General features: G+C 72.6%; 18 protein-coding genes. 9 read left to right on the top strand and 9 right to left on the bottom strand.

The annotated features are described in order from the left end of the window. A complete protein-coding gene (gene mltG, locus R2D22_RS31905; protein ID WP_318108455.1) occupies nucleotides 1-864 on the bottom strand; it encodes an endolytic transglycosylase MltG in 864 nt (287 codons plus the stop codon). 319 nt (nucleotides 865-1183) lie between these two features. Continuing rightward, on the bottom strand, nucleotides 1184-3013 hold the full coding sequence (locus tag R2D22_RS31900) for an ABC transporter ATP-binding protein (RefSeq protein ID WP_318108453.1): 1830 nt from the start codon (nucleotides 3011-3013) through the stop codon (nucleotides 1184-1186). A gap of 131 nt (nucleotides 3014-3144) precedes the next feature. Here R2D22_RS31900 and R2D22_RS31895 point away from each other — a divergent pair, with 131 nt between their 5' ends. Both R2D22_RS31895 and R2D22_RS31890 read left to right on the top strand, forming a co-directional pair. Continuing rightward, nucleotides 3145-3603 carry a MarR family winged helix-turn-helix transcriptional regulator gene (locus R2D22_RS31895; protein WP_411977099.1) on the top strand — a complete coding sequence of 153 codons (459 nt, stop codon included), beginning with the start codon at nucleotides 3145-3147 and terminating at the stop codon, nucleotides 3601-3603. Nucleotides 3604-3615: 12 nt separating this feature from the next. Next, on the top strand, nucleotides 3616-6558 hold the full coding sequence (locus tag R2D22_RS31890) for an FAD-binding and (Fe-S)-binding domain-containing protein (RefSeq protein WP_318108451.1): 2943 nt from the start codon (nucleotides 3616-3618) through the stop codon (nucleotides 6556-6558). Between the two features lie 130 nt (nucleotides 6559-6688). Here the strand turns inward: R2D22_RS31890 and R2D22_RS31885 are convergent, their stop codons facing one another. Next, nucleotides 6689-8317 (bottom strand): peptide-N4-asparagine amidase, encoded by a 1629-nt coding sequence (locus tag R2D22_RS31885; RefSeq protein ID WP_318108449.1) that lies wholly within the window; start codon nucleotides 8315-8317, stop codon nucleotides 6689-6691. 181 nt (nucleotides 8318-8498) lie between these two features. Here R2D22_RS31885 and R2D22_RS31880 point away from each other — a divergent pair, with 181 nt between their 5' ends. Continuing rightward, nucleotides 8499-10352, top strand: a complete 1854-nt coding sequence (locus R2D22_RS31880; RefSeq protein WP_318108447.1) for an ABC transporter transmembrane domain-containing protein — start codon at nucleotides 8499-8501, stop codon at nucleotides 10350-10352. Further along, nucleotides 10349-12130, top strand: a complete 1782-nt coding sequence (locus R2D22_RS31875; protein ID WP_318108446.1) for an ABC transporter ATP-binding protein — start codon at nucleotides 10349-10351, stop codon at nucleotides 12128-12130. Before R2D22_RS31880 ends, R2D22_RS31875 begins: the two co-directional genes overlap by 4 nt. Nucleotides 12131-12302: 172 nt before the next feature. Here the strand turns inward: R2D22_RS31875 and R2D22_RS31870 are convergent, their stop codons facing one another. Both R2D22_RS31870 and R2D22_RS31865 read right to left on the bottom strand, forming a co-directional pair. Beyond that, entirely contained in the window at nucleotides 12303-13274 is a 972-nt protein-coding gene (locus R2D22_RS31870; RefSeq protein WP_318108445.1) for a tetratricopeptide repeat protein, read from the bottom strand. A 12-nt stretch (nucleotides 13275-13286) separates the two neighbouring features. After that, a complete protein-coding gene (locus tag R2D22_RS31865) occupies nucleotides 13287-14078 on the bottom strand; it encodes a metal-dependent hydrolase (RefSeq protein ID WP_318108444.1) in 792 nt (263 codons plus the stop codon). A gap of 71 nt (nucleotides 14079-14149) precedes the next feature. Between R2D22_RS31865 and R2D22_RS31860 the strand changes: the two genes are divergently transcribed. Continuing rightward, nucleotides 14150-16723, top strand: a complete 2574-nt coding sequence (locus tag R2D22_RS31860; RefSeq protein WP_318108443.1) for a DEAD/DEAH box helicase — start codon at nucleotides 14150-14152, stop codon at nucleotides 16721-16723. 18 nt (nucleotides 16724-16741) lie between these two features. Then, the gene (locus R2D22_RS31855) at nucleotides 16742-17605 is read left to right on the top strand and encodes an acyl-CoA thioesterase (RefSeq protein WP_318108441.1); all 864 of its coding nucleotides are present in this window, start codon (nucleotides 16742-16744) and stop codon (nucleotides 17603-17605) included. Nucleotides 17606-17626: 21 nt separating this feature from the next. On the opposite strand, the gene R2D22_RS31850 is transcribed toward R2D22_RS31855, so the two are convergent. Further along, nucleotides 17627-17842 carry a DUF6011 domain-containing protein gene (locus R2D22_RS31850; protein ID WP_318108440.1) on the bottom strand — a complete coding sequence of 72 codons (216 nt, stop codon included), beginning with the start codon at nucleotides 17840-17842 and terminating at the stop codon, nucleotides 17627-17629. A gap of 36 nt (nucleotides 17843-17878) precedes the next feature. On the opposite strand from R2D22_RS31850, the gene R2D22_RS31845 reads away from it, so the two are divergent. Further along, on the top strand, nucleotides 17879-18364 hold the full coding sequence (locus R2D22_RS31845; protein ID WP_318108438.1) for a glutathione peroxidase: 486 nt from the start codon (nucleotides 17879-17881) through the stop codon (nucleotides 18362-18364). Between the two features lie 188 nt (nucleotides 18365-18552). After that, nucleotides 18553-19338, top strand: coding sequence for a putative protein N(5)-glutamine methyltransferase (locus R2D22_RS31840; RefSeq protein WP_318108436.1), 786 nt, complete (start codon nucleotides 18553-18555; stop codon nucleotides 19336-19338). 44 nt (nucleotides 19339-19382) lie between these two features. Here R2D22_RS31840 and R2D22_RS31835 read toward each other — a convergent pair whose 3' ends face one another. Then, the gene (locus R2D22_RS31835; protein ID WP_318108435.1) at nucleotides 19383-20747 is read right to left on the bottom strand and encodes a cytochrome P450; all 1365 of its coding nucleotides are present in this window, start codon (nucleotides 20745-20747) and stop codon (nucleotides 19383-19385) included. A 195-nt stretch (nucleotides 20748-20942) separates the two neighbouring features. Beyond that, nucleotides 20943-22172, bottom strand: a complete 1230-nt coding sequence (locus R2D22_RS31830; protein ID WP_318108433.1) for an acyl-CoA dehydrogenase family protein — start codon at nucleotides 22170-22172, stop codon at nucleotides 20943-20945. 173 nt (nucleotides 22173-22345) lie between these two features. Here R2D22_RS31830 and R2D22_RS31825 point away from each other — a divergent pair, with 173 nt between their 5' ends. Further along, nucleotides 22346-22990, top strand: coding sequence for a TetR/AcrR family transcriptional regulator (locus R2D22_RS31825; protein WP_318108432.1), 645 nt, complete (start codon nucleotides 22346-22348; stop codon nucleotides 22988-22990). Nucleotides 22991-23051: 61 nt separating this feature from the next. On the opposite strand, the gene def is transcribed toward R2D22_RS31825, so the two are convergent. Next, the gene (gene def / locus R2D22_RS31820; protein WP_318108431.1) at nucleotides 23052-23612 is read right to left on the bottom strand and encodes a peptide deformylase; all 561 of its coding nucleotides are present in this window, start codon (nucleotides 23610-23612) and stop codon (nucleotides 23052-23054) included. Nucleotides 23613-23686 lie beyond the last annotated feature (74 nt).

Below are 23686 nucleotides of genomic sequence, written 5' to 3'. Positions count from 1 at the left end.
TCAGCTCGCCGACGTGCTCCGGCGCACCTCGTTGAACTCCGCCACGTTGCGCTGCTGCTCCGTGTAGTCGGCGGTGAACCGGGTGTCCCCCGGCCGGACGGTGACGAAGTAGAGCCAGTCGCCCGGCGCCGGGGCGATGGCCGCCGCCATCGCCTGTTCCCCGGGGTTGGCGATCGGGGTCGGCGGCAGGCCGGTGCGCTCATAGGTGTTGTACGGGCTGTCGATCCGGGTGTCCTCGACGCTGGTGTCCACGGTGGAACGGTTCATCGCGTAGTTCAGCGTCGAGTCCATCTGCAGCGCCATCCCCCGGGCGAGCCGGTTGTGCACGACCCGGGCGACCTTCGCCATGTCCGCGGGGGTGTCCGCCTCGGCCTGGACGATGCTGGCGACGATCACCGTCTGGTGCAGGCTGAGCCCCTGCCGTCGCGCGCCGGCGGCGATGCGGTCGGCGCCGAAGCGCTCGCCGGCCGTGCGGACCATGTAGCGCAGCAGTCCCTCGGCGGTCGTCGCCTTCTCGAGCGGGTACGTGGCCGGGAACAGGTAGCCCTCGGGGTTGCCCCGTGCGGCGGCCGGCAGCGCGGGGGCGGCGGCGGTCGCGGCCCGCCGGGTCGTGCCGCCGGGCAGCGCGAGCGCGCGGTCGACAGCGGCGTACACCTGGGTGGCCCGCCAGCCCTCGGGGATCAGCAGGGTGCGTTTCTTCTCGGCGACGGGCGGCTTCTCGACCGGCGCCCTCAGCAGCAGGGGGACCGCGACGGCGACCGCCGTCGCGAGCAGCGCGAGCGCGAGAAGGAGCAGTCGGCCGCGGCGGGTCAGTCGGCTCCGGCGCCGGCGTGGGGGCTCGAGCCGCGGGAACGCGTGCGTCATGGGGGCACGCTAACCCGGCATCCCCCCAGATCCATGTAATTCATACATTCCGGAAATACGGCGGCGCCGCCGGTCCCCTGGGACGGGGGTCCGGCGGCGCCGCTCTCCTGCTCGACCCGCGAGGGTCATGTCAGGGTCAGACGAGCCAGCCCAGGAAGTGGAAGACGCCGGCGAGCAGGTTGGTGATGAGGTCCATGGTGGTGCTACTCCTCGTACAGATACTTCTTCAGGGACAGCGCGATCGCGGTCTGCAGCCCGTTGCTTGCGCACCGTAATCATCAGTCGTCACAGGGGAGTTGAGCAACCAAATCGGAAACGATCACACGTACCGGGGAACAACCGCTCCTACGTTCGCGTGTTCGTCCCGGCGCACCAGGGCCGCGTACCGGCCGTCCCGGGCGAGCAGCTCCTCGTGCGTGCCGCGCTCGGCGATCCGGCCCGCTTCGAGGACGACGATCTGGTCCGCGTCCCGGACGGTGGAGAGCCGGTATGCGATGGTGATGGTGGTACGCCCCGCGGACAGCGCGTCGATGGCCTGCTGGACGGCGTGCTCGGTGCGGGTGTCCAGGGCGCTGGTCGCCTCGTCGAGGATGAGGACGGGCGGGTCGCGCAGGATGGTGCGGGCGATGGCGAGCCGCTGCTTCTCGCCACCCGAGAAGCGGTAGCCGCGCTCGCCGACGAGGGTGTCGTAGCCGTCCGGCAGCGAGGCGATGTGGTCGTGGATCTGGGCGGCGCGGGCCGCGGCCTCGATCTCCTCGTCGGTGGCGTCCGGCTTGGCGAAGCGCAGGTTGTCGGCGACGGAGGCGTGGAAGAGGTACGTCTCCTGGGAGACGACGCCCACGGCGCGGGCGAGCGTGTCGAAGTCGAGCGAGCGGACGTCGACGCCGTCGAGGGTGACCCGGCCGCCGGTCACGTCGTACAGCCGCGGCACCAGGTAGCTGAGCGTGGACTTGCCGGAGCCGGTGGGACCGACGACGGCCAGGCTCGCGCCGGCCGGGACGGTCACGTCGACGCCGTCGAGCGTGGGGCCGTTCTTCGCCTCGTAGTGGAAGTCGACGTCCTCGAAGGCGACTTCGCCGCGGACCTTGTCCAGGCGCACGGGCCGCTCGGGCTCGGTGATGTCGACCGGCAGGTCGAGGTACTCGAAGATCCGCTGGAAGAGCGCGAGCGAGGTCTGAATCTGCACGCCGGTGGAGAGCAGGCTCACCGCGGGGCGGAACAGGCCCTGCTGGAGGGAGACGAACGCGACCAGGGTGCCGATCGATATGGGCGGGCCACCCGACTGGAGGGCGAGGCCGGCGGCCCAGTAGATCAGCGCCGGCATGGCGGCCATGACGATGCCGATGGTGGACATCCGCCAGCGGCCCGCCATGGAGGAGCGCACTTCGAGGTCGACGAGGCGCTCGGACTCCTCGGCGAAGGAGCGGGTGAGCGAGTCGGCGCGGCCCATGGTGCGGCCGAGCAGGATGCCGCTGACGGAGAGCGACTCGGTGACGGTGGCGGCCATCGCGGCCATCTGCTTCTGCCGCTGGGTGGTGATCTTCTTGCGCTCGCGGCCGACCCGGCGGCTGATCCACACGAACACCGGCAGCAGGAGCAGCGAGACCAGGGTGAGCCGCCAGTCCAGGGCGAGCATGGCCGCGACGGTGGCGACGACGGCGGTGAGGTTGGAGACGAGGGAGGTGGCCGTGGAGGTGACCGTCGCCTGCATGCCGCCGATGTCGTTGGCGATGCGGGACTGGACCTCGCCGGTGCGCGTACGGGTGAAGAAGGCCAGCGGCATGCGCTGCAGCTGGGCGTAGACCGAGGTGCGCAGGTCGTGCATGACGCGCTGGCCGACGGTGGTCGAGATCAGCGTCTGGAGCACGCCGAACACGCTGGTCATGACGGCGGTGGCGATCATGCCGAGCGCGAGCAGGCTCAGCAGGCCGGTGCGGCCCTGGGGGATCGCGGTGTCGAGGATCTCCTTGAGCAGGAACGGCGAGGCGACCGTGACCAGCGACGAGGCGCCGACCAGCAGGCCGACGATCGCGAGCCGGCCGCGGTACGGACGGAAGAGCCGCAGGATCCGCCGGATCTGGGCGGGCTCCTTCGGCTGTGCGGGATCGCGGGGCGGAGGGGTCCAGGTGGACTGGTCGTGGGGGTGCATGGGCTCCTACGAGGGGCGAGAGGACAGGACACGGGGAACAGACTCTGCGGACAGGACACGTCCGAGACGATCAGAGCATAGCTCATTGTTACCTATACTCACAATGAACCAGGTCCTGATATCGTTCCCGCATGAACACCCCCGACGTGAGCGCCCCCGACGCCGACGGCCTCCTCGCCGAACAGCTCCTGCGCCTCACCCGACGCCTGCACCGCATCCAGAAGCAGCACCTGGAGCCGGTCGGCATCACCCCCGCGCAGTCCCGGCTGCTGCGCACCGTCGCGCACTACGACAGCCCGCCCCGCATGGCCGATCTCGCCGCGCGCCTGGAGGTCGTGCCCCGGGCCGTGACCAGCCTGGTCGACGGCCTGGAGGCGGGCGGGCGGGTCCGCAGGGTGCCGGACCCGACGAACCGTCGGGTGGTCCGGATCGAGCTCACCGACGAGGGCCGCGCCACGCTGGGTGAGCTGCGCAGCGCGCGCCGCGCCGCCGCAGAGGACATCCTGGCTCCATTGACCGGGGAGCAGCGCGACGTGCTCGGCGGTCTGCTGTCCGCTCTGGTCGACCCGGCACCGGAGCACCGCTGCTGAGGGGAGCCCGCGATGCCGCTGCTGGAGCCGAACCCGCACGCCCTGCGCCCGGGCCGCGGCCGGACACCGGCGCCGGACCGGGTTCCCGACCTCCAGGCCCGCGGCACGCCCGGCCCGCTGCGTGACGAGCTGACCGCGGTGCTCGGCCCCGGCAAGGTGCTCTCCCGGATCTCCGACCTGGTGCGCTACGCCTCCGACGCCAGCCCCTACCGGTTCGTCCCGCAGGTCGTCGTGGTCGCCGAGGACATCGACGACGTCTCCGCCGTGCTGTCGTACGCGCACGGCAAGGGCCGCGGGGTGGTGTTCCGGGCCGCCGGCACCAGCCTGAACGGCCAGGCCCAGGGCGAGGACATCCTGGTCGACGTGCGCCGCCACTGGGCGGGCGTCCAGGTCCTGGAAGACGGCGCCCGGGTCCGCGTCCGGCCCGGCACCATCGTCGCCCGTGTCAACGCGGCCCTCGCCCGGCACGGCCGGGTGCTCGGCCCGGACCCGGCCAGCGCCATGGCCTGCACGGTCGGCGGGGTCGTCGCCAACAACGCCTCGGGCATGACCGCCGGCACGACCCGGAACTCGTACCGGACGCTCGCCGCGCTCACCTTCGTGCTGCCGAGCGGCACCGTCGTCGACACCGCAGACCCGGCCGCCGACGACGAACTGGCCCGCGCCGAGCCGCGGTTGTGCGCCGGGCTGATGGAGCTCAAGGCGGAGATCGAGGCCGACGCCGAGCTCACCGCCCGGATCCGCGCCAAGCACACCATCAAGAACACCAACGGCTACCGCCTGGACGCCTTCCTGGACGGCGACACTCCCGTGCGGATCCTGCGCGGGCTCATGGTCGGCTCGGAGGGCACCTTCGGCTTCATCTCCGAGGTCGTCTTCGACACGCTGCCGCTGGACCGCGAGGTCTCCACCGCGCTGCTCTTCTTCCCCTCGCTGCCGGCCGCGGCGGCCGCCGTGCCCCGGTTCAACAAGGCCGGCGCCCTCGCCGTGGAACTGATGGACGGCAACACGCTCCGGGCCTCGGTCAGCGTCCCCGGCGTACCCGCCGACTGGGCGGAGCTGCCGAAGGAGACGGCCGCGCTGCTGGTCGAGTTCCGCGCACCGGACACGGCCGCCCAGGAGACGTACGAGCAGGCGGCGAAGGAGGTCATGGAGAGCCTGCGGCTCGTCGCGCCGGTCGCCTCCGTCGACAACGCCTTCACCCGCGACCCCGGCACGATCGCCGGGTACTGGAAGGCCCGCAAGGCCTTCGTGACGGCGGTCGGCGGCTCGCGCCCGTCCGGTACGACGCTGATCACCGAGGACTTCGCCGTGCCGCCGGAGCGGTTGGCCGAGGCCTGCGAGGCGCTGCTGGCCCTCCAGGAGCGGCACGGGTTCGACGCTGCCGTGGCGGGCCACGCGGCCCACGGCAACCTGCACTTCCTGCTCGCCTTCGACGCGGCCGACCCGGCCGACGTCGAGCGGTACGCCGCGTTCATGGACGACTTCTGCCGGCTGACCGTGGAGCGCTTCGACGGGTCGCTCAAGGCCGAGCACGCCACCGGGCGGAACATCGCGCCGTTCCTGGAACTGGAATGGGGACCGCGGGCCACCGAACTGATGTGGCGGACCAAACAGCTCATCGACCCGGACGGGGTGCTCGGCCCGCGGATCGTGCTCGACCGCAACCCGCGGGCCCACCTGCGGGGCCTGAAGACCATCCCGGCGGTGGAGGCGATCGCCGACCCGTGCATCGAGTGCGGATTCTGCGAACCCACCTGCCCCAGCGGGGATCTGACGACCACTCCGCGGCAACGGATCGTGCTGCGCCGCGAGATGATGCGGCAGGCGGACGGCTCCCCGGTGGCGGAGAGCCTGCTCCATGCGTACGGGTACGACGCGGTGGACACCTGCGCCGGCGACTCGACCTGCGCACTGGCCTGCCCGGTGGGCATCGACACGGGCGCTCTGATGAAGGAGTTCCGGCACGAACGGCACTCGCCGCGCGAGGAGCGCGTCGCGGCACTGGCCGCGAAGCATTTCCGGAGCGTCGAGGCGGCCGCGCGGCTCGCGGTGGCGGCCGCGGCGCCGGTGGGCGACCGGCTCCTGGAGTCAGCGACGGGCCTGGCCCGCAGGGCCGTCCGGCCCGACCTCGTGCCGGAGTGGCTGCCGGAGATCCCCGGCGCGGCGGCCCGGCGGCTGCCGCGCACGCACCGCCCCGCGGCCTTCGCCGTGTACTACCCGGCGTGCGTGAACCGGATCTTCGGCGGGCCGGAGGGGCAGCACGGGCCGGAGGGGCAGCACGGGCCTTCGCTGCCGGAGGCCGTGGTGCGCCTGTCGGCGCGGGCGGGCCGGCCGGTGTGGATCCCGGACGACGTGGCGGGCACGTGTTGCGCGACGATCTGGCACTCCAAGGGGTACGCGCGCGGCAACGCGGTGATGGCGAACCGGATCGTGGAGGCCGCCTGGGGCTGGACGGCCGGCGGGACGCTGCCGCTGGTGGTCGACGCGTCGTCCTGCGCGCTCGGCCTCGCGCGCGAGGTGGTGCCGTATCTCACCGAGGACAACCGCGAGTTGCACGCGGAACTGAAGATCGTGGACTCGCTGGTCTGGGCAGCCGACGAACTCCTCCCCCGGCTCCAGGTACGCCGCCGCATCGGCTCGGCGGTCGTCCACCCGACCTGCTCGATGCGGCACCTCGGCGACGAGGACCGGCTCACCACGCTGGCCGAGGCGGTGGCCGACGAGGTGGTCGTGCCGCTCGACGCGGGCTGCTGTGCCTTCGCCGGCGACCGCGGCATGCTGCACCGCGAGCTGACGGAGTCGGCGACGGCCCGCGAGGCGGCCGAGGTGACCTCGCGGGCGTACGACGCGCATCTGTCCGCGAACCGGATGTGCGAGATCGGCATGGACCACGGGACGGGCCGCACGTACTACTCGGCCCTGCTGGAGCTGGAGCGGGCCACACGCCCCTGAGGAACGGCGTGCCCCTGACGAACGGGCGTGCCCGCCGAAGAGCCCGGCCGCGAGATGCGACCGGGCCCTTCGAGCGCGCGGTGACGGGCCCTTCGAGCGCCCGGCGACCGGGCCGCCCTCGCCTCGTGCGTCAGCAGCGCCGCAGGTCCTCCGTCAGGACGCCCTGCGCGGTCTTCAGGCTGCGGTCGTAGCAGCCGGCGGAGCCGTACACGCGGTAGCGCTCGGCGGTCGTGCCGACCGCGTGCCGCTGGTCGCGCGGGACGCCGGTGGTGTACGTGGCGTCACCCGCGTAACTGTCGTCCAGCCGCTGCCAGGAGAGTCGCCTGCCGTCGCGCACGACGGTGGTGTCGGCCCGGTCGCCGAGCGACAGGACGGTCCGCAGCCGGGCGTCCGCGCCGAGCGTGGTCTCGCCGTCCATCGTGTAGGTCCGCTGCGTCCGGGTGGTGGTGCGGCCGACGGTGACGGACTCCTCGTCGGTCCAGGAGGCGGTCAGCGCGTCGACGTTCTCGCCGTCCGTCCAGCGGTGGACGGAGGTGTTGGCGACGGCGCGGGTGACCGTGGTGGCGATCCGGCCGTGCGAGGTGTTCAGGTGACCGGCGACGGTGAGCCGGTGGCCGCCGTCGGTGTCGAGGCGGTGTTCCGAACCCGGCGTGTATGTCGAGGAGTTGCTCGGTTCGGACTCCTCGTGCCGGTCGAGCGCGCCGGTCACGACGGTGCGGCCCTCGTCCTGCCAGAGCAGCAGGTTGGTGGGCGTGCTCCAGCCGGTCTGCCCGGCCGGGACACCGGCCACGGAGACGTCGACGCGGTGCTCCCGCCCGTCGTTGAGCAGCGCGGCGAACGGCGTCAGGTCGTAGACGAGCGGCTGGATGTCGAAGGCACGCGGCCCGGGGGTGACGTACCAGAGGAAGGGGTTGGACCAGCCGCCGGTCCAGACGGTCGGGAAGGGCGCTGCGATGCCGGCGAGCCGTCCGTCCACGGAGATCCGCACCTCGCGGTAGGGCCCGTCGTCGGCCTGGCAGGAGTACGGGGCCGCGGCGGGCGCGGTCATGTACCAGTACTCCTCGCAGCCGCCGCCGGAGCCGGTGGCGTACACCTCGGCGAGGATCCGCTCGGTGTTGCGCGGGGTGGTCAGGCGCGCGTTCTCCAGCGGGAGGACCTTGTCGGGCGTGGCCGCGGGCCGCGCGCTCCCCCGGGCGGCGTAGAACGTCAGGGTGACCTTGACGTCGAAGACTCCGGTGTACGTGTCGTTGACGACGTTGCCGATGAGCATCTCGACGGGCTGCGGGCGGGAGAGGGTGTCGCGGTAGCGGGTGACGTCCTTCTCCACGGACCAGGCGATGCCGTCCGGCGAGGGCTGTGGGGTGGAGGTGCGGAAGATCTCGACGCCGCCGACGGTGAGGTGGCCGAGCCGGTCGTACTGACGGCCCTTCACACTGCCGTCGAGCCGGAGCACCACCTTGTTCCAGCGGGTGCCGCACTCCTCGGGCGGGTCGTAACTCCCCTTGTACGGCGTGAAGTCGCGGAACTGCGCCTGCGCGAGGGTGATCGTGCAGGAGGGGGTGTCGGGCTTCGCGACGGGCGGCGCGGCGGTCACCGGGTCGTGCCAGTCGCTGCCGAATTCGGCCGGTGGGGTGACGGTGGCCGGTTCGTCGGCGGCGGCCGGCCGTGCGTCGGCGGCGGCCACCGGGGCGGCGGAGAACAGGGTGCCGACGGCCAGCAGCGACCCACTGATCATGCCCGTGATCCTCAGTCGTCTCATGTGATGGGAGTGAAGCGCGGGAAGGGCGGTGCGGTCCAGAGGGCCGTGTGCGACCTTGGCGTGTTCTGTGCCCCGATGCGAGAAAATCAATTGCCGACCGGCGTCCCGGAAGGCGAACCTTGCACGGTTTGAGCCATCGGTCGAAGAACGCCGAGGGGCACCGCCGACTGTCTGGGACGTCATGCAGATTCGCGAACTACCGTACGCCGACCCAGGGGTCCCCGATGTCCGCTCGGGCACCAGGTTCCTCCTCTGGCTCGGCCGCAACCAGCTGGGCGGGCAGGTCAAGGCACTGCTCTGGGGCCTGATGCTCCAGCTCGGCATCGCCGGGCTGCCGCTCGGCGTCGGTTTCGCCGTGCAGGCGGTCGTGGACGGCGACGGCGGCCGGCTCGCGCTCGCGGGCGGTCTGATCGGCCTGCTCGGCCTCGCCATCGCGGTCGGGGACGTGATGATGCACCGGGTCGCCGTCACCAACTGGATCACCGCCGCGGCCCGCGTCCAACAGCTGCTGTCCCGGAAGACCGCCGAGCTGGGCTCCGTGCTCACCCGGCGGGTCGCGGCGGGAGAAATCGTGTCCGTTTCGACCGGTGACGTGGAGAAGATCGGATGGTTCGTCGAGGCGCAGTCGCGCTTCGCCGCCGCCGCGCTCACCCTCGTCGCGGTCTGCGTGGGCCTGGTGGTCTACCAGCCGGCGCTCGGCGTCGTGGTCGCGGCGGGCGTCCCGGTGCTCGCCCTGGCCGTGTTGCCGCTGCTGCCCCGGGCCACCAAGCGCGCCGACGAACAGCGCGAGAAGGCGGGCAAGGCCACCGAACTCGCCTCGGACACCGTGGCCGGGCTGCGCGTGCTGCGCGGCATCGGCGGCGAGGAGCTGTTCCTCGGCCGGTACCGCGCGGCCTCGCAGGAGGTCCGACGGGCGGCCGTGCGCAGCGCCAGGATGTGGGCGCTGATCGCGGCCGTGCAGGTGCTCCTGCCGGGCCTGCTGCTGCTCGCCGTCGTGGTCCACGGGGCTCGGCTGGCGCTCGACGGCCGGATCGGCGTCGGCGAACTGGTCACCGTGTACGGCGTGGTGGCGCTCTCCTATCACCAGTTGCGCCACTTCGAGGAGATCGCTCAAGCCTATTCGTTCTCCAAGCCGTCGGCCCGGCGCGCCGCCCGTGTCCTGGCTCTGACGAGGACGACGACGGCCGTCGAGGAGCGCACCGACGACGCCGGCAGGGCCGCCGGCGGGGACCTGTACGACCCGGCCACCGGCGTGCTCGCCCCGGCCGGTCTGTTGACCGCCGTGGTGTGCGGAGACCCGGACGCGGCCGGGCGGCTCGCCGACCGGCTCGGCGGCCATCCCGCGGAGCCGGACGACACGCACACCTCGGTGCTGCTCGGCGGCGTACCCCTCGACGAACTGCCGCTGGACGCGGCGCGCACCGCCGTCCTCGTCCAGGACAAGGACCCGGTGCTGCTGTCGGGGACGCTGCGGCAGTTGCTCGACGTTCCGTCGTCCGGGACGGTCGCCCCGCGCGCGGCTCTGGACGCGGCGCAGTGCGGGGACGTCCTCGACGCGCTGGCCCAGGCGTCGGTGGACACCGACGGCGACCCGATGCGGACCCGGATCACCGAGCGCGGGCGCTCGCTCTCCGGCGGTCAGCGCCAGCGTCTGGCGCTGGCCCGCTCGCTCGTCACCGACCCGGAGGTGCTGGTGCTCGACGAACCGACCTCGGCAGTCGACTCGCACACCGAGTCGCGGATCGCGGCCGGCGTGGCCCGGCTGCGCGCCGGCCGCACGACCGTCGTGCTGGCCTCCTCGCCGCTGCTGCTCGACGTCGCGGACCGGGTGGTCCTGGTGCACGAGGGGCAGGCGGTGGCGGTCGGCACGCACCGCGAGCTCCTTGGCACCGAGCCGCGCTACCGGGCCGTCGTCACCCGGGAGACCGACGAGGAGATCGCGGCACGGGCGGCGGCCGAGGGCCCGGCGGAGCCGGCCGCACCGGGCGAACTCGATGAATTGGAACTCGCGGAAGTGGAAGGGGAGTCGGCATGATCGGCATCGCGCCGCCGGAGTACGACCCGGCGGCACCGACGTCGGCGACCACGCTGCCCGTCGGCACGGCGGCGACGGTCCGCGCGTACGTGGGGGAGCTGTTGCGCCGGCACCGCAGGGCGTTCGTCCTGCTGGTCACCGTGAACGCGGTGGCCGTCGTGGCCTCCATGGTGGGGCCGTACCTGCTCGGCGGGGTGGTCGAGCGGCTGTCCGAAGGGACACGCGAGCTCCACCTCCCTTACACGATCGCCCTGTTCGCGGTCGCGCTGGCGGTCCAGGCCCTGTTCGTCCGCCTCGTACGGCTGCGCGGCGCGATGCTCGGCGAGGAGATGCTGGCCGACCTGCGCGAGGACTTCCTCGTCCGGTCGGTCGGCCTGCCGCCGGGCGTCCTGGAACGGGCCGGCACCGGCGACCTGCTGTCCCGGATCACCACGGACATCGACCGGCTCGCCAACGCGATGCGGGAGGCGGTGCCGCAGCTGGCGATCGGCGTGGTGTGGGCCGGGCTGCTGATCGGCGGTCTGACGCTGACCGCGCCGCCGCTGGCCCTCGCCGTCGTGATCGCCGCGCCGCTGCTGATCACCGGCTGCCGCTGGTACTTCAAGCGGGCCGGGTCGGCCTACCGCTCCGAGTCGGCCGGGTACGCGGCGGTCGCCGCGGCCCTCGCCGAGACGGTCGACGCGGGCCGGACGATCGAGGCGCACCGGCTCGGCGGCGGCCGGATCGGCCTGTCGGACCAGCGGATCCGCGAGTGGACGGCGTGGGAGCGGTACACGCTCTACCTGCGGACCGTGCTGTTCCCGGTGGTCAATCTGACGCACACGCTGGTGCTCGGCTCGGTGCTGATGATCGGCGGGGCGTTCGTACTGAAGGGCTGGATGGACGTCGGCCAGCTGACGACGGGCGCGCTGCTCGCGCAGATGCTGGTGGACCCGATCGGGATCGTGCTGCGCTGGTACGACGAGCTCCAGGTGGCCCAGGTGTCGCTGGCCCGGCTGGTCGGCGTGCGCGACATCGAGCCGGACGGGGGCGACGCGGGGGTACGTCCCGAGGGGCGCGCGGTCCGGGCGGACGACGTCCGCTTCGGCTACCGCGAGGGCGTCGACGTGCTGCACCAGGTGTCGATGAACGTCGCTCCGGGGACCCGGCTGGCCCTGGTCGGCCCGTCCGGTGCGGGCAAGTCCACGCTGGGCCGGCTGCTCGCGGGCATCTACGCGCCGCGCACCGGCACGGTCACGCTGGGCGCGGCGGAGCTGGCGCGGATGCCCGCGGAGCGGGTGCGGGAGCACGTCGCTCTGGTCAACCAGGAGCACCACGTATTCGTCGGGTCGCTGCGGGACAACCTGCTGCTCGCGAAGACGGAGGCGGCGGACGCCGATCTGTGGGCGGCGCTCGGCGCGGTGGACGCGGACGGCTGGGCGCGGGCGCTCGACGAGGGCCTGGACACGGAGGTCGGCTCGGGGGGCCAGACCCTGAGCCCGGCACAGGCCCAGCAGATCGCGCTGGCCCGTCTGGTCCTGGCGGACCCGCACACCCTGGTCCTGGACGAGGCGACCTCGCTCCTCGACCCGCGGGCCGCCCGCCACCTGGAGCGTTCGCTCGCGCGGGTGCTCGACGGCCGCACGGTGATCGCCATCGCGCACCGCCTCCACACGGCGCACGACGCGGACGTCATCGCGGTCGTCGAGGACGGCCGCATCGGCGAACTGGGCAGCCACGACGAACTGGTGGCCGCGGACGGCGCGTACGCGGCGCTGTGGAGGTCCTGGCACGCGTGACGCACGGGCCGCGCGGGTGCCCTGCCGGGCGCGGCGCACGGCCTTGCGGCGACGGCCCGCACCCCGGGAGGGTGCGGGCCGTCGGCGTCGTCAGGGGCGGCCGGCCCCGGCAGCCTTCATGGACTCCGAGGGACGCGATGACCGGACTGCGCAACCGGCCCTGCTCGGCCCCTCACCGGGTTCCCGCGGCCTCCAGCAGCTCCCGCGCCTCCACCGTGCGCGGGTGGTCCGGGCCGAACAGCGCCGTGCAGGATTCCAGGGCCTGCTCGGCCTCGGCCCGGGCCTCCGCCTCGCGGCCCAGCCCGTGGAGGGCGCGGGCCGCCGCCACTCCGGTCAGGCCCGTGTCGGCGGCGTGGGCGCCCGTGTCGTACAGACGGGCCGTGGCCACCTCGGCCAGGGCCTCCTCGTGCCTGCCCTGCCCGGAGAGCGCGCGGGCGAGGGCGGCGCCGAGGACCGGCAGCGTACGGGTGACACCGGGTGCGGAGGCTGCCCTGACGGCCTGGGCAAGGGCCCCACGGGCCACGGACTCGGCGTCCGCGTGGCGGCCGGAGCCGTTCAGCGCGTACACGAGCACGGTGCTCGCCGCGAGCCACGGCATGGTGGCCTCGGGCGCACGGAGCCGGTCGGCGCAGGCAGCGACCGCGAGGGCCTCCGCTTCGGCCTCCTCGTACCGGCCGAGCTGGGCGAGCGCCGAGGCGCGGTTGGTCCGCAGCTGGAGGGTCCACAGGTGCTCGGGCCCGTTGATCCGCGTCATCTCGGGCAGCAGCCCGGCGTAGACCGTGACCGCCTCTTCGTGCCCGCCCCGCAGGCTCCGCACCATCTCCGCGAGCCCCAGGACGTGCACCCGCAGCGCGTCGTCCGGCAGGTGGGTGCGCGTGGCGGCGACCGCGCGGGCCTCGTCCTCCGCCTCCGTGAAGCGGCCGGCCGCGTGCAGCGTCGCGACGAGGGCGAGCCGCGCCGAGACCATCACCGGGTGCGTCGCCCCGAGCAGGTGCCGGGCGTCGCGGATCACCGCCCGCAGCCCCTCCTCGGCTTCCGCGTGCCGCCCCTGGCCCGTCAGCGCGTGGGCGGCGCGGATCCGCTGCTCCAGGATCCGCGGGCTGCGGGAGCCCGCGCCGCCGCGGAACAGGTCGAGAAGCCCCATGCCCGTACTCCCCTACAGGTAGCCCAGCGCGGACGCCCCGCCCACGCCGCCGAGCAGCATGAACACGGGCATGAGCACCTTCAGCTCGACCCAGCTGCCGGCCCGGAAGCGCATCGCCTTCGGCGGACCGACCGGGTACCAGCGCTTGCGGCCGACCGGGATCGGCCACAGGATCGGGCAGCCGGAGACGGTCAGCGCGTCGCCGATGTCGTGCACCAGCGCGCCGAGCACGATCGGCAGCCCGAGCCACAGGTACTCCTGCCCGGGCGCCTCGAAGAGCCAGTTCGAGCCGCTGCCGGGCTTGTCCAGGACGCCCGCGAGGATCCACGCGCTGGTCGCGCCGAGCAGCCAGACCAGGACGTCGCTGGACATCCGGGCGGCCCGCCACAGCAGACCCTCGACGGCGAGCACGAGGTGCACGAAGAGGATGGCGAGGACGGCCCACCGGCCGCCGGTGACCGCCGCCACGGAGGCTCCGGCGCCGATCAGGACCGCCCACAGCCAGGTGTGGGTGAGTGTGCGGTGCCCGCCGGACCTGCGCGGGTCGGCGGTGGAGCGGGTCGACTTGTAGACCGCGTACGACAGCTTGTCGACGATCTCGCACAGACCGCGCGAGACGGGCCCGAAGGCGCGCGAGATGGTCGCCGACTTGTGGTCGAGGTCGGGGGCGAGCGCGGCGCCCGCGCAGATGAGCGCGCCGACGACGACCACCGGCCACGGCATGGGATGCCCGAAGCCGGCCGAGGCCGCCCCGACGCCCAGCCAGGCCGCCGCTCCGGACAGCGAGTGCGCCGGTCCCATCATGGTCGTTCCCGCCCCATTCATCCTGCGCCGGCGCTCAGTTGACGACCGGTCGGCGGGACAGCGTACCGTCCGTGATCTTCGGCCCGGTGGCCGGTTCCCTCATCCGGACGGAATCCAGGCAAGATGGGGTCGTGACCCTTATCGATCAGCTCCCTGCGACCGCCGACCCCGACGCCCTCTTCGAGGCCTTCTCCTCATGGGCGGAGGGCCGGGGCATCACGCTCTACCCGGCCCAGGAGGAGGCGCTGATCGAGGTGGTCTCCGGGGCGAACGTGATCCTTTCGACCCCGACCGGCTCCGGAAAGTCGCTGGTCGCGGCGGGTGCGCACTTCGCGGCGCTGGCGAACGACCAGGTCACCTTCTACACCGCGCCGATCAAGGCGCTGGTGTCGGAGAAGTTCTTCGACCTGTGCAAGATCTTCGGCACCGAGAACGTCGGCATGCTGACCGGCGACGCGTCCGTGAACGCCGACGCCCCGGTGATCTGCTGCACGGCGGAGGTGCTGGCCTCGATCGCGCTGCGGGACGGCAAGGACGCCGACATCGGCCAGGTCGTCATGGACGAGTTCCACTTCTACGCGGAGGCGGACCGCGGCTGGGCGTGGCAGATCCCGATCCTCGAACTGCCGCAGGCGCAGTTCGTCCTGATGTCGGCGACGCTCGGCGACGTGTCGATGTTCGAGAAGGACCTGACCCGCCGCACCGGCCGTCCGACCGCCGTGGTCCGCTCGGCGACGCGGCCGGTGCCCCTGTCGTACCAGTACGAGCTCACGCCCATCACGGAGACCCTGACCGAGCTCCTGGAGACCAAGCAGGCGCCGGTCTACATCGTCCACTTCACGCAGGCGCAGGCCGTGGAGCGGGCGCAGTCGCTGATGAGCATCAACATGTGCTCGCGCGAGGAGAAGGACAAGATCGCCGAGCTGATCGGCAACTTCCGGTTCACCACCAAGTTCGGCCAGAACCTCTCGCGGTACGTACGCCACGGCATCGGCGTGCACCACGCGGGCATGCTGCCGAAGTACCGCCGGCTCGTCGAGAAGCTGGCCCAGGCGGGTCTGCTGAAGGTGATCTGCGGGACGGACACCCTCGGCGTGGGCGTGAACGTGCCGATCCGCACGGTGCTGTTCACGGCGCTGACGAAGTACGACGGCAGCCGGGTGCGCACGCTGCGGGCCCGGGAGTTCCACCAGATCGCGGGCCGGGCCGGCCGGGCCGGTTTCGACACGGCCGGTTACGTCGTGGCGCAGGCGCCCGAGCACGTCATCGAGAACGAGAAGGCGCTGGCGAAGGCCGGCGACGACCCGAAGAAGCGCCGCAAGGTGGTCCGCAAGAAGGCCCCGGAGGGCTTCGTCGCCTGGAGCGACACCACCTTCGAGAAGCTGATCGGCTCCGAGCCGGAGCCGCTGACCTCCCGTTTCAAGGTCACGAACATCATGCTGCTCTCGGTGATCGCCCGGCCGGGCAACGCCTTCGAGGCGATGCGCAAGCTCCTGGAGGACAACCACGAGCCGCGGAAGAACCAGCTGCGGCACATCCGCCGGGCGATCGCGATCTACCGCTCGCTGCTCGACGGCGGCGTGGTGGAGCAGCTGGACACCCCGGACGCGGAGGGCCGCACGATCCGGCTCACCGTCGATCTGCAGCAGGACTTCGCGCTGAACCAGCCGCTGTCGACGTTCGCGCTGGCGGCGTTCGACCTGCTGGACCCGGAGTCCCCGTCGTACGCGCTGGACATGGTGTCGGTCGTCGAGTCGACCCTGGACGACCCGCGCCAGATCCTGGCCGCCATGCAGAACAAGGCGCGCGGCGAGGCCGTCGGGCAGATGAAGGCGGACGGCGTCGAGTACGAGGAGCGGATGGAGCGGCTCCAGGACATCTCGTACCCGAAGCCGCTCGAGGAACTGCTGTGGCACGCGTACAACGTCTACCGGAAGTCGCACCCGTGGGTCGGCGACCATCCGGTCTCGCCGAAGTCCGTCATCCGTGACATGTACGAACGGGCGCTGTCCTTCACGGAGTTCACGTCCTGGTACGAGCTGGCACGGACCGAGGGCATCGTGCTGCGCTATCTCGCGAGCGCGTACAAGGCGTTGGACCACACGATCCCGGACGACCTGAAGACCGAGGACCTCGAGGACCTCATCGAGTGGCTGGGCGAGATGGTCCGCCAGGTGGACTCCTCGCTGCTCGACGAGTGGGAGCAGCTGGCGAACCCGGAGGTCGAGACCGCCGAGGAGGCGCAGGAGAAGGCCGACCAGGTCAAGCCGGTCACGGCGAACGCCCGCGCGTTCCGGGTGCTGGTGCGCAACGCGATGTTCCGCCGGGTGGAGCTGGCGGCGCTGGACAATGTGGACGCGCTGGGCGAGCTGGACGGCGAGTCCGGCTGGGACGCGGACGCGTGGGGCGAGGCGATGGACGCGTACTGGGACGAGTACGACGACCTGGGCACCGGCCCGGACGCGCGCGGCCCGAAGCTGCTGTCCATCGAGGAGGACCCGGCGCACGGTCTGTGGCGCGTCCGGCAGACGTTCGCCGACCCGAACGGCGACCATGACTGGGGCATCAGTGCGGAGGTCGATCTCGCGGCCTCCGACGAGGAGGGCCGGGCGGTCGTCCGTGTGACGTCGGTCGGACAGCTGTAGCACCGGAGGAGGACGAAGGTGACCAACCCAGCCGAGAGACTCGTCGACCTGCTCGATCTGGAGCGGATCGAGGTGAACATCTTCCGCGGCCGCAGTCCGCAGGAGTCGTTGCAGCGGGTCTTCGGCGGGCAGGTCGCCGGCCAGGCCCTGGTCGCGGCCGGCCGCACCACCGAGGGCGACCGGCCGGTGCACTCGTTGCACGCGTACTTCCTGCGGCCGGGCCGTCCCGGCCTGCCGATCGTGTACCAGGTGGAGCGGGTACGGGACGGCCGGTCGTTCACCACCCGCCGGGTCACGGCGGTCCAGGACGGCCGGACGATCTTCAACCTGACGGCCTCCTTCCACCGGCCGGAGGAGTCGGCCTTCGAGCACCAGCTGCCGCCGCGACACCTGACCGACCCGGAGAGCCTGCCGCGGCTCGCGGACGAGATCCGCGACCACCTCGGCGCGCTGCCGGAGTCGCTGGACCGGATGGCCCGGCGGATGGCCTTCGACATCCGCTACGTGGACCGGCTGCGCTGGACGAAGGAGGAGGTCCGGGACGCGGACCCGCGCAGTGCGGTGTGGATGCGGGCGGTGGGCCCGCTGGGCGACGACCCGCTGATCCACACCTGCGCGCTGACGTACGCGTCCGACATGACGCTGCTCGACGCGGTGCGCATCCCGGTGGAGCCGCTGTGGGGGCCGCGTGGCTTCGACATGGCGTCACTGGACCACGCGATGTGGTTCCACCGCCCGTTCCGCGCCGACGAGTGGTTCCTCTACGACCAGGAGTCCCCGATCGCCACGGGCGGCCGCGGCCTCGCCCGGGGCCGCATCTACGACCGCGAGGGCCGGCTGCTGGTGTCGGTGGTCCAGGAGGGCCTGTTCCGGAAGCTCTAGATCCCGGGCGGTCCGCGAGCCCTAGACCCCGGGCAGGGTGTCCTGCTCGACCTCGTGCCGCCGAGTCCGGATGTCCGGGCCCGGCGGGTGGAGCTTGGCGTCGCAGGACGGGCCGAGGCCGGTGCGGCGGGACTCCGCGCCAGTCAGGGGGCGGCCGCAGAGGCGGCACCACACGCGACGCGGGCCGTCTTCGCCCGGTGCGGAATCGATGTCGATTGCCAGCGGTTCTTCTCCCATGTTGAGATCAAACCTCATTCCGACGAGGAGCTGTCCATGAGCCTGTACGACATTCCGCTGAAGACCCTCTCCGGCGACCCGATCTCCCTGGCGGACTTCCGCGACCGGGCCGTGCTCGTCGTGAACGTCGCCTCCAAGTGCGGGCTGACCCCGCAGTACGCCGGCCTGGAGCGGCTGCAGAAGGAGTACGGGGAGAAGGGCTTCACCGTGCTCGGCGTGCCCTGCAACCAGTTCGCCGGGCAGGAGCCGGGCAGCGCCGACGAGATCCAGACCTTCTGCTCGGCGACCTACGGCGTCACCTTCCCGCTGCTGGAGAAGACCGACGTGAACGGCGCGGACCGGCACCCGCTCTACCAGGAGCTGACCCGGGTCACGGACGCCGAGGGCGAGGCCGGCGACATCCAGTGGAACTTCGAGAAGTTCCTGATCGGCCGGGACGGCGAGGTCACCCGTTTCCGTCCGCGCACCGAGCCGGACGCCCCCGAGGTCCTCGCGGCCATCGAGGCGCAGCTGGCCGGCTGAACGAAGCCGCTCGGGGCGGTCGGCCACACGCTGTCGATCATGTAATGTGTGCGGCTCAGGCAGCACGCGACCGAGGAGGTGAGACCCATTCACGCCATGCAGGCAGGGTGCTCCCCCTCGACGATCGTGTGGTCGACCGGACGACGGTGACCGCGGGAGCGCCACTCGGCTTCCCGAAAGGTTCTTCCATGTCGTTCGACCTCTCTGTTCCTCTCCGCTCCGCCACCGTCTCCCGACTCCGCGCCGCAGGCTGCGTGTTCGCGGAGGACGAGGCGGAGATCCTCTTCTCCACCGCGCGTGACGCCGCCGAACTCGACGCGATGACCGAACGGCGCGCCGCCGGTCTTCCGCTCGAACAGGTCGTGGGCTGGGCCGCGTTCGCGGGTCTGCGGATCGCCGTCGACCCCGGGGTGTTCGTGCCCCGGCGGCGTACCGAGTTCCTCGTCGAGCAGGCCGTCGGCCTGTCCGGGGCGGACGCTGTGTGCGTCGACCTGTGCTGCGGGTCCGGCGCGGCCGCGGCGGTGCTGCTGTCCCGGTTCCCGGACGCCGAGGTGCACGCCTCGGACATCGAGCCGGCCGCCGTGCGGTGCGCCCGGCGGAACGTCGAGTCCCTCGGCGGGCGGGTGTACGAGGGCGACCTGTTCGCCCCGCTGCCCGGCACGCTGCGCGGGCGGGTCGACGTGCTGGTCGCGAACGTGCCGTACGTGCCGTCCGGAGATGTCGGCCTGCTCCCACCGGAGGCGCGCGAGCACGAGCCGCTGGTGGCGCTGGACGGCGGCGCGGACGGCCTCGACGTGCTGCGCCGGGTGGCCGCGGAGGCGGCCGGCTGGCTGGCGCCCGGCGGGCGGCTGCTGACGGAGACCAGCGAGCGGCAGTGCGACCGGGTGGTCGGGACGCTCGCCGCGGCCGGACTGACGCCGCGGACGGTCACGTCCGAGGAGCTGTACGCGACCGTGGTCGTCGCGACCCGGTGAGCCGAGCCGCCCCGGCCCCCGTTGCGGGGGCCGGGGCGGCCTCGCTAGGCGGTGCGGGCGTGCAGCCGGACGCGGGCCGTGCCCAGCGCCTGGAGCGTGATGCCGGTGGAGAGCGGGACCTCGGTGTCGATGGCCTCGAAGTCGTACGCCTGCAGGACCATCGCGAGCGCGATCACGGACTCCAGCATCGAGAAGTGCTGGCCGATGCAGGCGCGCGGCCCGCCGCCGAACGGGAACCAGGCGTAGCGGGGCCGTTCCGCCTCGGCCTCGGGGGTGAACCGGTCGGGGTCGAACCGGTCCGCGTCGGGCCAGTAGTCCGGGTGCCGGTGGGTGACCCAGGGGGCGACGATGACGTCGGCGCCGGCCGGGATGGTGTGCCCGCCGATCTCGGTGGCGGCGACGGCACGGCGGCCGATGGCGGGGGCGGCGGGGAAGAGGCGCATGGCCTCCTTGAGGACCTGGGTGAGGTACGGCAGGGCGTCCAGGTCGGCGGCGGTGGGCGTACGGCCGGCGAGGACGCGGTCGACCTCCTCGTGGGCTCGCTTGCGCTGCTCCGGGTGGAGGGCCAGCAGGTGGAGGGCGAAACCGAGGGAGGTGGCCGTCGTCTCGTGTCCGGCGAGCAGGAAGATCAGCACCTGTTCGCGCAGCTCGTCGGCGTCGAAACTGCGGTCCTCGGCGCTCTCCGCCTCGGCGAGGAGGCTGAGCAGGTCCTGGGCGCCGGTCCGGCCGGACGCGCGGCGCTCGGCGATGATCCGGTCGCAGACGGCGTAGAGCTCGCGGTGCGCGGCGGCGGCCTTGCGGTTGCCGGGGGTGGGCCATTCGCGGGGGGTGCTGAGCGGCGAGTAGCCGCGGCGTTGCACGTAGTCGTTGATGACCGGGAAGCAGCGCTCGACGATCTCGACGGCCGCGTCGACGTCGGTTCCGAACAGGATGCGGGCCACGGCACGCAGGGCGAGTTCGGTCATCTCGTCGAGCACGTCCACGGTGGCGTCGTCGGCGTCCTGCCAGCCGGTGAGGACCCTGGCGACCTCGGCGGCGACCGCCTCGGCGTAGCCGTCGACGCGCTTCCTGGTGAACAGCGGCTGGACGAGCCGGCGCTGCCGCAGGTAGTCCTCGTCCTGGGCGGTCAGCAGACCGTTGCCGAAGGACTCCCTGATCTCCTCGTAGAAGTTGTTCTCCTTGCGGAAGTTCGCCGCCTCGCCGGCCAGCACCTGCTGGGCGCCCTCGGCGGAGAAGACGCAGTACACCGTGGCGCGGATGCCGGGCGGGCCCGCGGTGATGCGCACGACGTCGCCGTGCTCGCGCTGCGACCGCAGGAAGGTGCCGAGCGTGTCGTCCTTCAGGTCGAACATCGAGCCGAGCAGCGGCAGTCCGGCCGGCCCGGGAATCTCGGTGCGGGTGGTTGCCATGGATCCATGCCCCCTTGATCGTCTTCGCGACCGATTCTGCCGCAGCGCCCGGCGGCGGGGGTCGCGGGGTGAACACCCGTCCGGATTCGGCCCGTTGGCCGGACCCGGGGCGCGCGGCAGCACCGGCCCTCAGGGTACGCAGAAGCGCCGGTCCCGCCTCCCCCACGGAGACGGGACCGGCGCTCCCCGACCGGGTCAGCGGATCTGCATCCCGGAGAGGGTGCGGGCGATCACCAGGCGCTGGATCTCGCTGGTGCCCTCGAAGATGGTGTAGATCGCGGCGTCGCGGTGCATCCGCTCCACGGGGTACTCGCGGGTGAAGCCGTTGCCGCCGAGGATCTGGATGGCCTGCGCGGTCACCTTCTTGGCGACCTCGCTCGCGAAGAGCTTGGACATCGAGCCCTCGGCCGACGTGAACGGCTTGCCGGTGGTCGCCATCCAGGAGGCACGCCAGACGAGGAGCCGGGCGGCGTCGATCTGGGTGCGCATGTCGGCGAGCTGGAAGGCGATGCCCTGGTTGTCGATGATCGGGCGGCCGAACTGCTCGCGGGTCTTCGCGTAGTCGAGGGCGACCTCGTACGCGGCGCGGGCGGTGCCGACGGCCATGGCGCCGACGGCCGGGCGGGAGGCCTCGAAGGTGGCCATGGCGGCGTTCTTCACCCGCTCGCCGCCGCCCGCCTTCGCCTTCTCGCGGGCCCGGGCGAGGCGCTCGTCGAGCTTCTCCTTGCCGCCGAGCAGGCAGCTGCCGGGGATGCGCACGTCCTCCAGGACGACCTCGGCGGTGTGCGAGGCGCGGATGCCGTGCTTCTGGAACTTCTGACCCTGGGACAGGCCGGGGGTGTTCGGCGGCACGATGAAGGAGGCGTGGCCCTTGGAGCCGAGTTCCGCGTCGACGCAGGCGACGACGACGTGGACGTTGGCGATGCCGCCGTTGGTCGCCCAGGTCTTGGTGCCGTTGAGGACCCACTCGTCCTTGGCCTCGTCGTAGACGGCGCGGGTGCGCATCGAGGCGACGTCGGAGCCCGCGTCCGGCTCGGAGGAGCAGAAGGCGGCGACCTTGACGTCGTTGACGTCGCCGTACATCTGCGGGATCCAGGTGCCGATCTGCTCCTCGGTGCCGTTGGCGAGGACGCCGACGGCAGCGAGGCCGGTGCCTACGATGGAGAGCGCGATGCCCGCGTCGCCCCAGAAGAGCTCCTCCATCGCCATCGGGATGCCGAGGCCGGTCGGGTCGAAGAACTGCTGGGCGTAGAAGTCCAGGGAGTAGATGCCGAGCTTGGCCGCCTCCTGGATGATGGGCCAGGGGGTCTCCTCACGCTCGTCCCACTCGGCGGCGGCGGGGCGCATCACGTCCGCGGCGAATCCGTGCAGCCAGTCACGGACCTGCTTCTGGTCGTCGTTGAGATCGAGCGTGAACTCGGCCATGTTCCCTCCCGGCACTACGTTACTTGCGGTAACCGCAGTCTGTTACCGGCAAGTAGGTGCTGTCAACCGCCGTCCCGTCCCGGCCTCCCGTCACGGCCCGGCCCGCATCGGAGGCCGAGCGGGTGTTACGTTGCCCGGGCCTCACGGAATTCGCACGGGCGGGGAGACACGCTATGGACACTGCACACCGGGCCGACCAGCAGAAGTCGGCCGACCAGCGCCGCCGCGAACTGCTGGAGGCGGCGGACCGTGTGGTGCTCAGGGACGGCCCGAAGGCCTCGATGAACGCCATCGCCGCGGAGGCCGGGATCACCAAGCCGATCCTCTACCGGCACTTCGGCGACAAGAGCGGCCTGTACCGCGCGCTGGCCACCCGGCACACCGACGGACTGCTGTCTGCGCTGCGCGCGGCGCTCGACGCCCCCGCCGACCGGCGCCGGCGGGTGGAGGCGACTCTCGACACGTACCTCGCCTCGATCGAGGCGATGCCGCAGGTGTACCGGTTCCTGATGCACCCCGCCGAGGAGTCGCAGCAGCCGGAGCAGGGCTTCGACGTGGGCCGCCACTCCGCGCCGCTGCTGCGGCGGATGGGCGAGGAGCTGGGCCAGGTCATCGCCGAGCGCATCGACCTCGGCCCCGGCGGCGACGCCATGGCCCGGATCTGGGGTCACGGCATCGTCGGCATGATGCACGCTGCCGGCGACTGGTGGCTGGGCGAACGCCCGTGCTCGCGCCAGGAGTTGGTGACCAGCCTGGCGGAGCTGCTGTGGGGCCGGCTGGCCGAGGCCGGCGACCGCGCGGGCGGCCCGGGCTTCTGAGGCCGGGACCACCGGGCGCGAGGCCGTGGGCCGTCGGGCCCTCGGCCGGGCTCGGGGGCCGTCAGGCCTCCAGCGCCGCCACGCCGCTCCCCCACGGCTGCCGCCTGATGGACCGCAGCAGCCGGGACCTGCGCCAGCCGGTCACGTGGTCCGCGTACACGCGCCCCTCCAGGTGGTCGCACTCGTGCTGGAGGCAGCGGGCGAAGAAGCCCGTGCCCTCGACCCGTACCGGGGTGCCGTCGACCCGGACGCCCTCGACGACCGCGCGGTCGAAGCGCGGGGTCGGCGCCTCCAGGCCGGGCAGGGACAGGCAGCCCTCCGGGCCGCGTATCTCGTCGCCGTCGGCCTCGACCAGCCGCGGGTTGACCACGTGGCCCAGGTGACGCACGTCCTCGTCGTCCGGGCAGTCGTAGACGAAGACCCGGAGCCCGGTGCCCACCTGGTTCGCCGCCAGGCCGACGCCCTGGGCGGCGTACATGGTGGCGAACATGTCCTCGACGAGCTTCGCCAGTTCCGGGCCGAAGTCGGTGACGGGCTCGCAGGGGGTGTGCAGCACGGGGTCGCCGAGCAGCGTCATGCCGCGGACGAGGCCGGAACTGCCGGGGATCGGGCGGTTTCGCATGGCGGTAAGGGTACGTTCCGGCCTGACCTCGCCCTTCCCGTGGTGCCGCGGTTCGGGCGGCTGGCCGGATCTCG

This window comes from Streptomyces sp. HUAS YS2, assembly GCF_033343995.1.
Classification (GTDB): domain Bacteria; phylum Actinomycetota; class Actinomycetes; order Streptomycetales; family Streptomycetaceae; genus Streptomyces; species Streptomyces solicathayae.
Note: the sequence above shows the minus strand (reverse complement) of the source record. Positions and strands in the feature narration are given on the sequence as shown.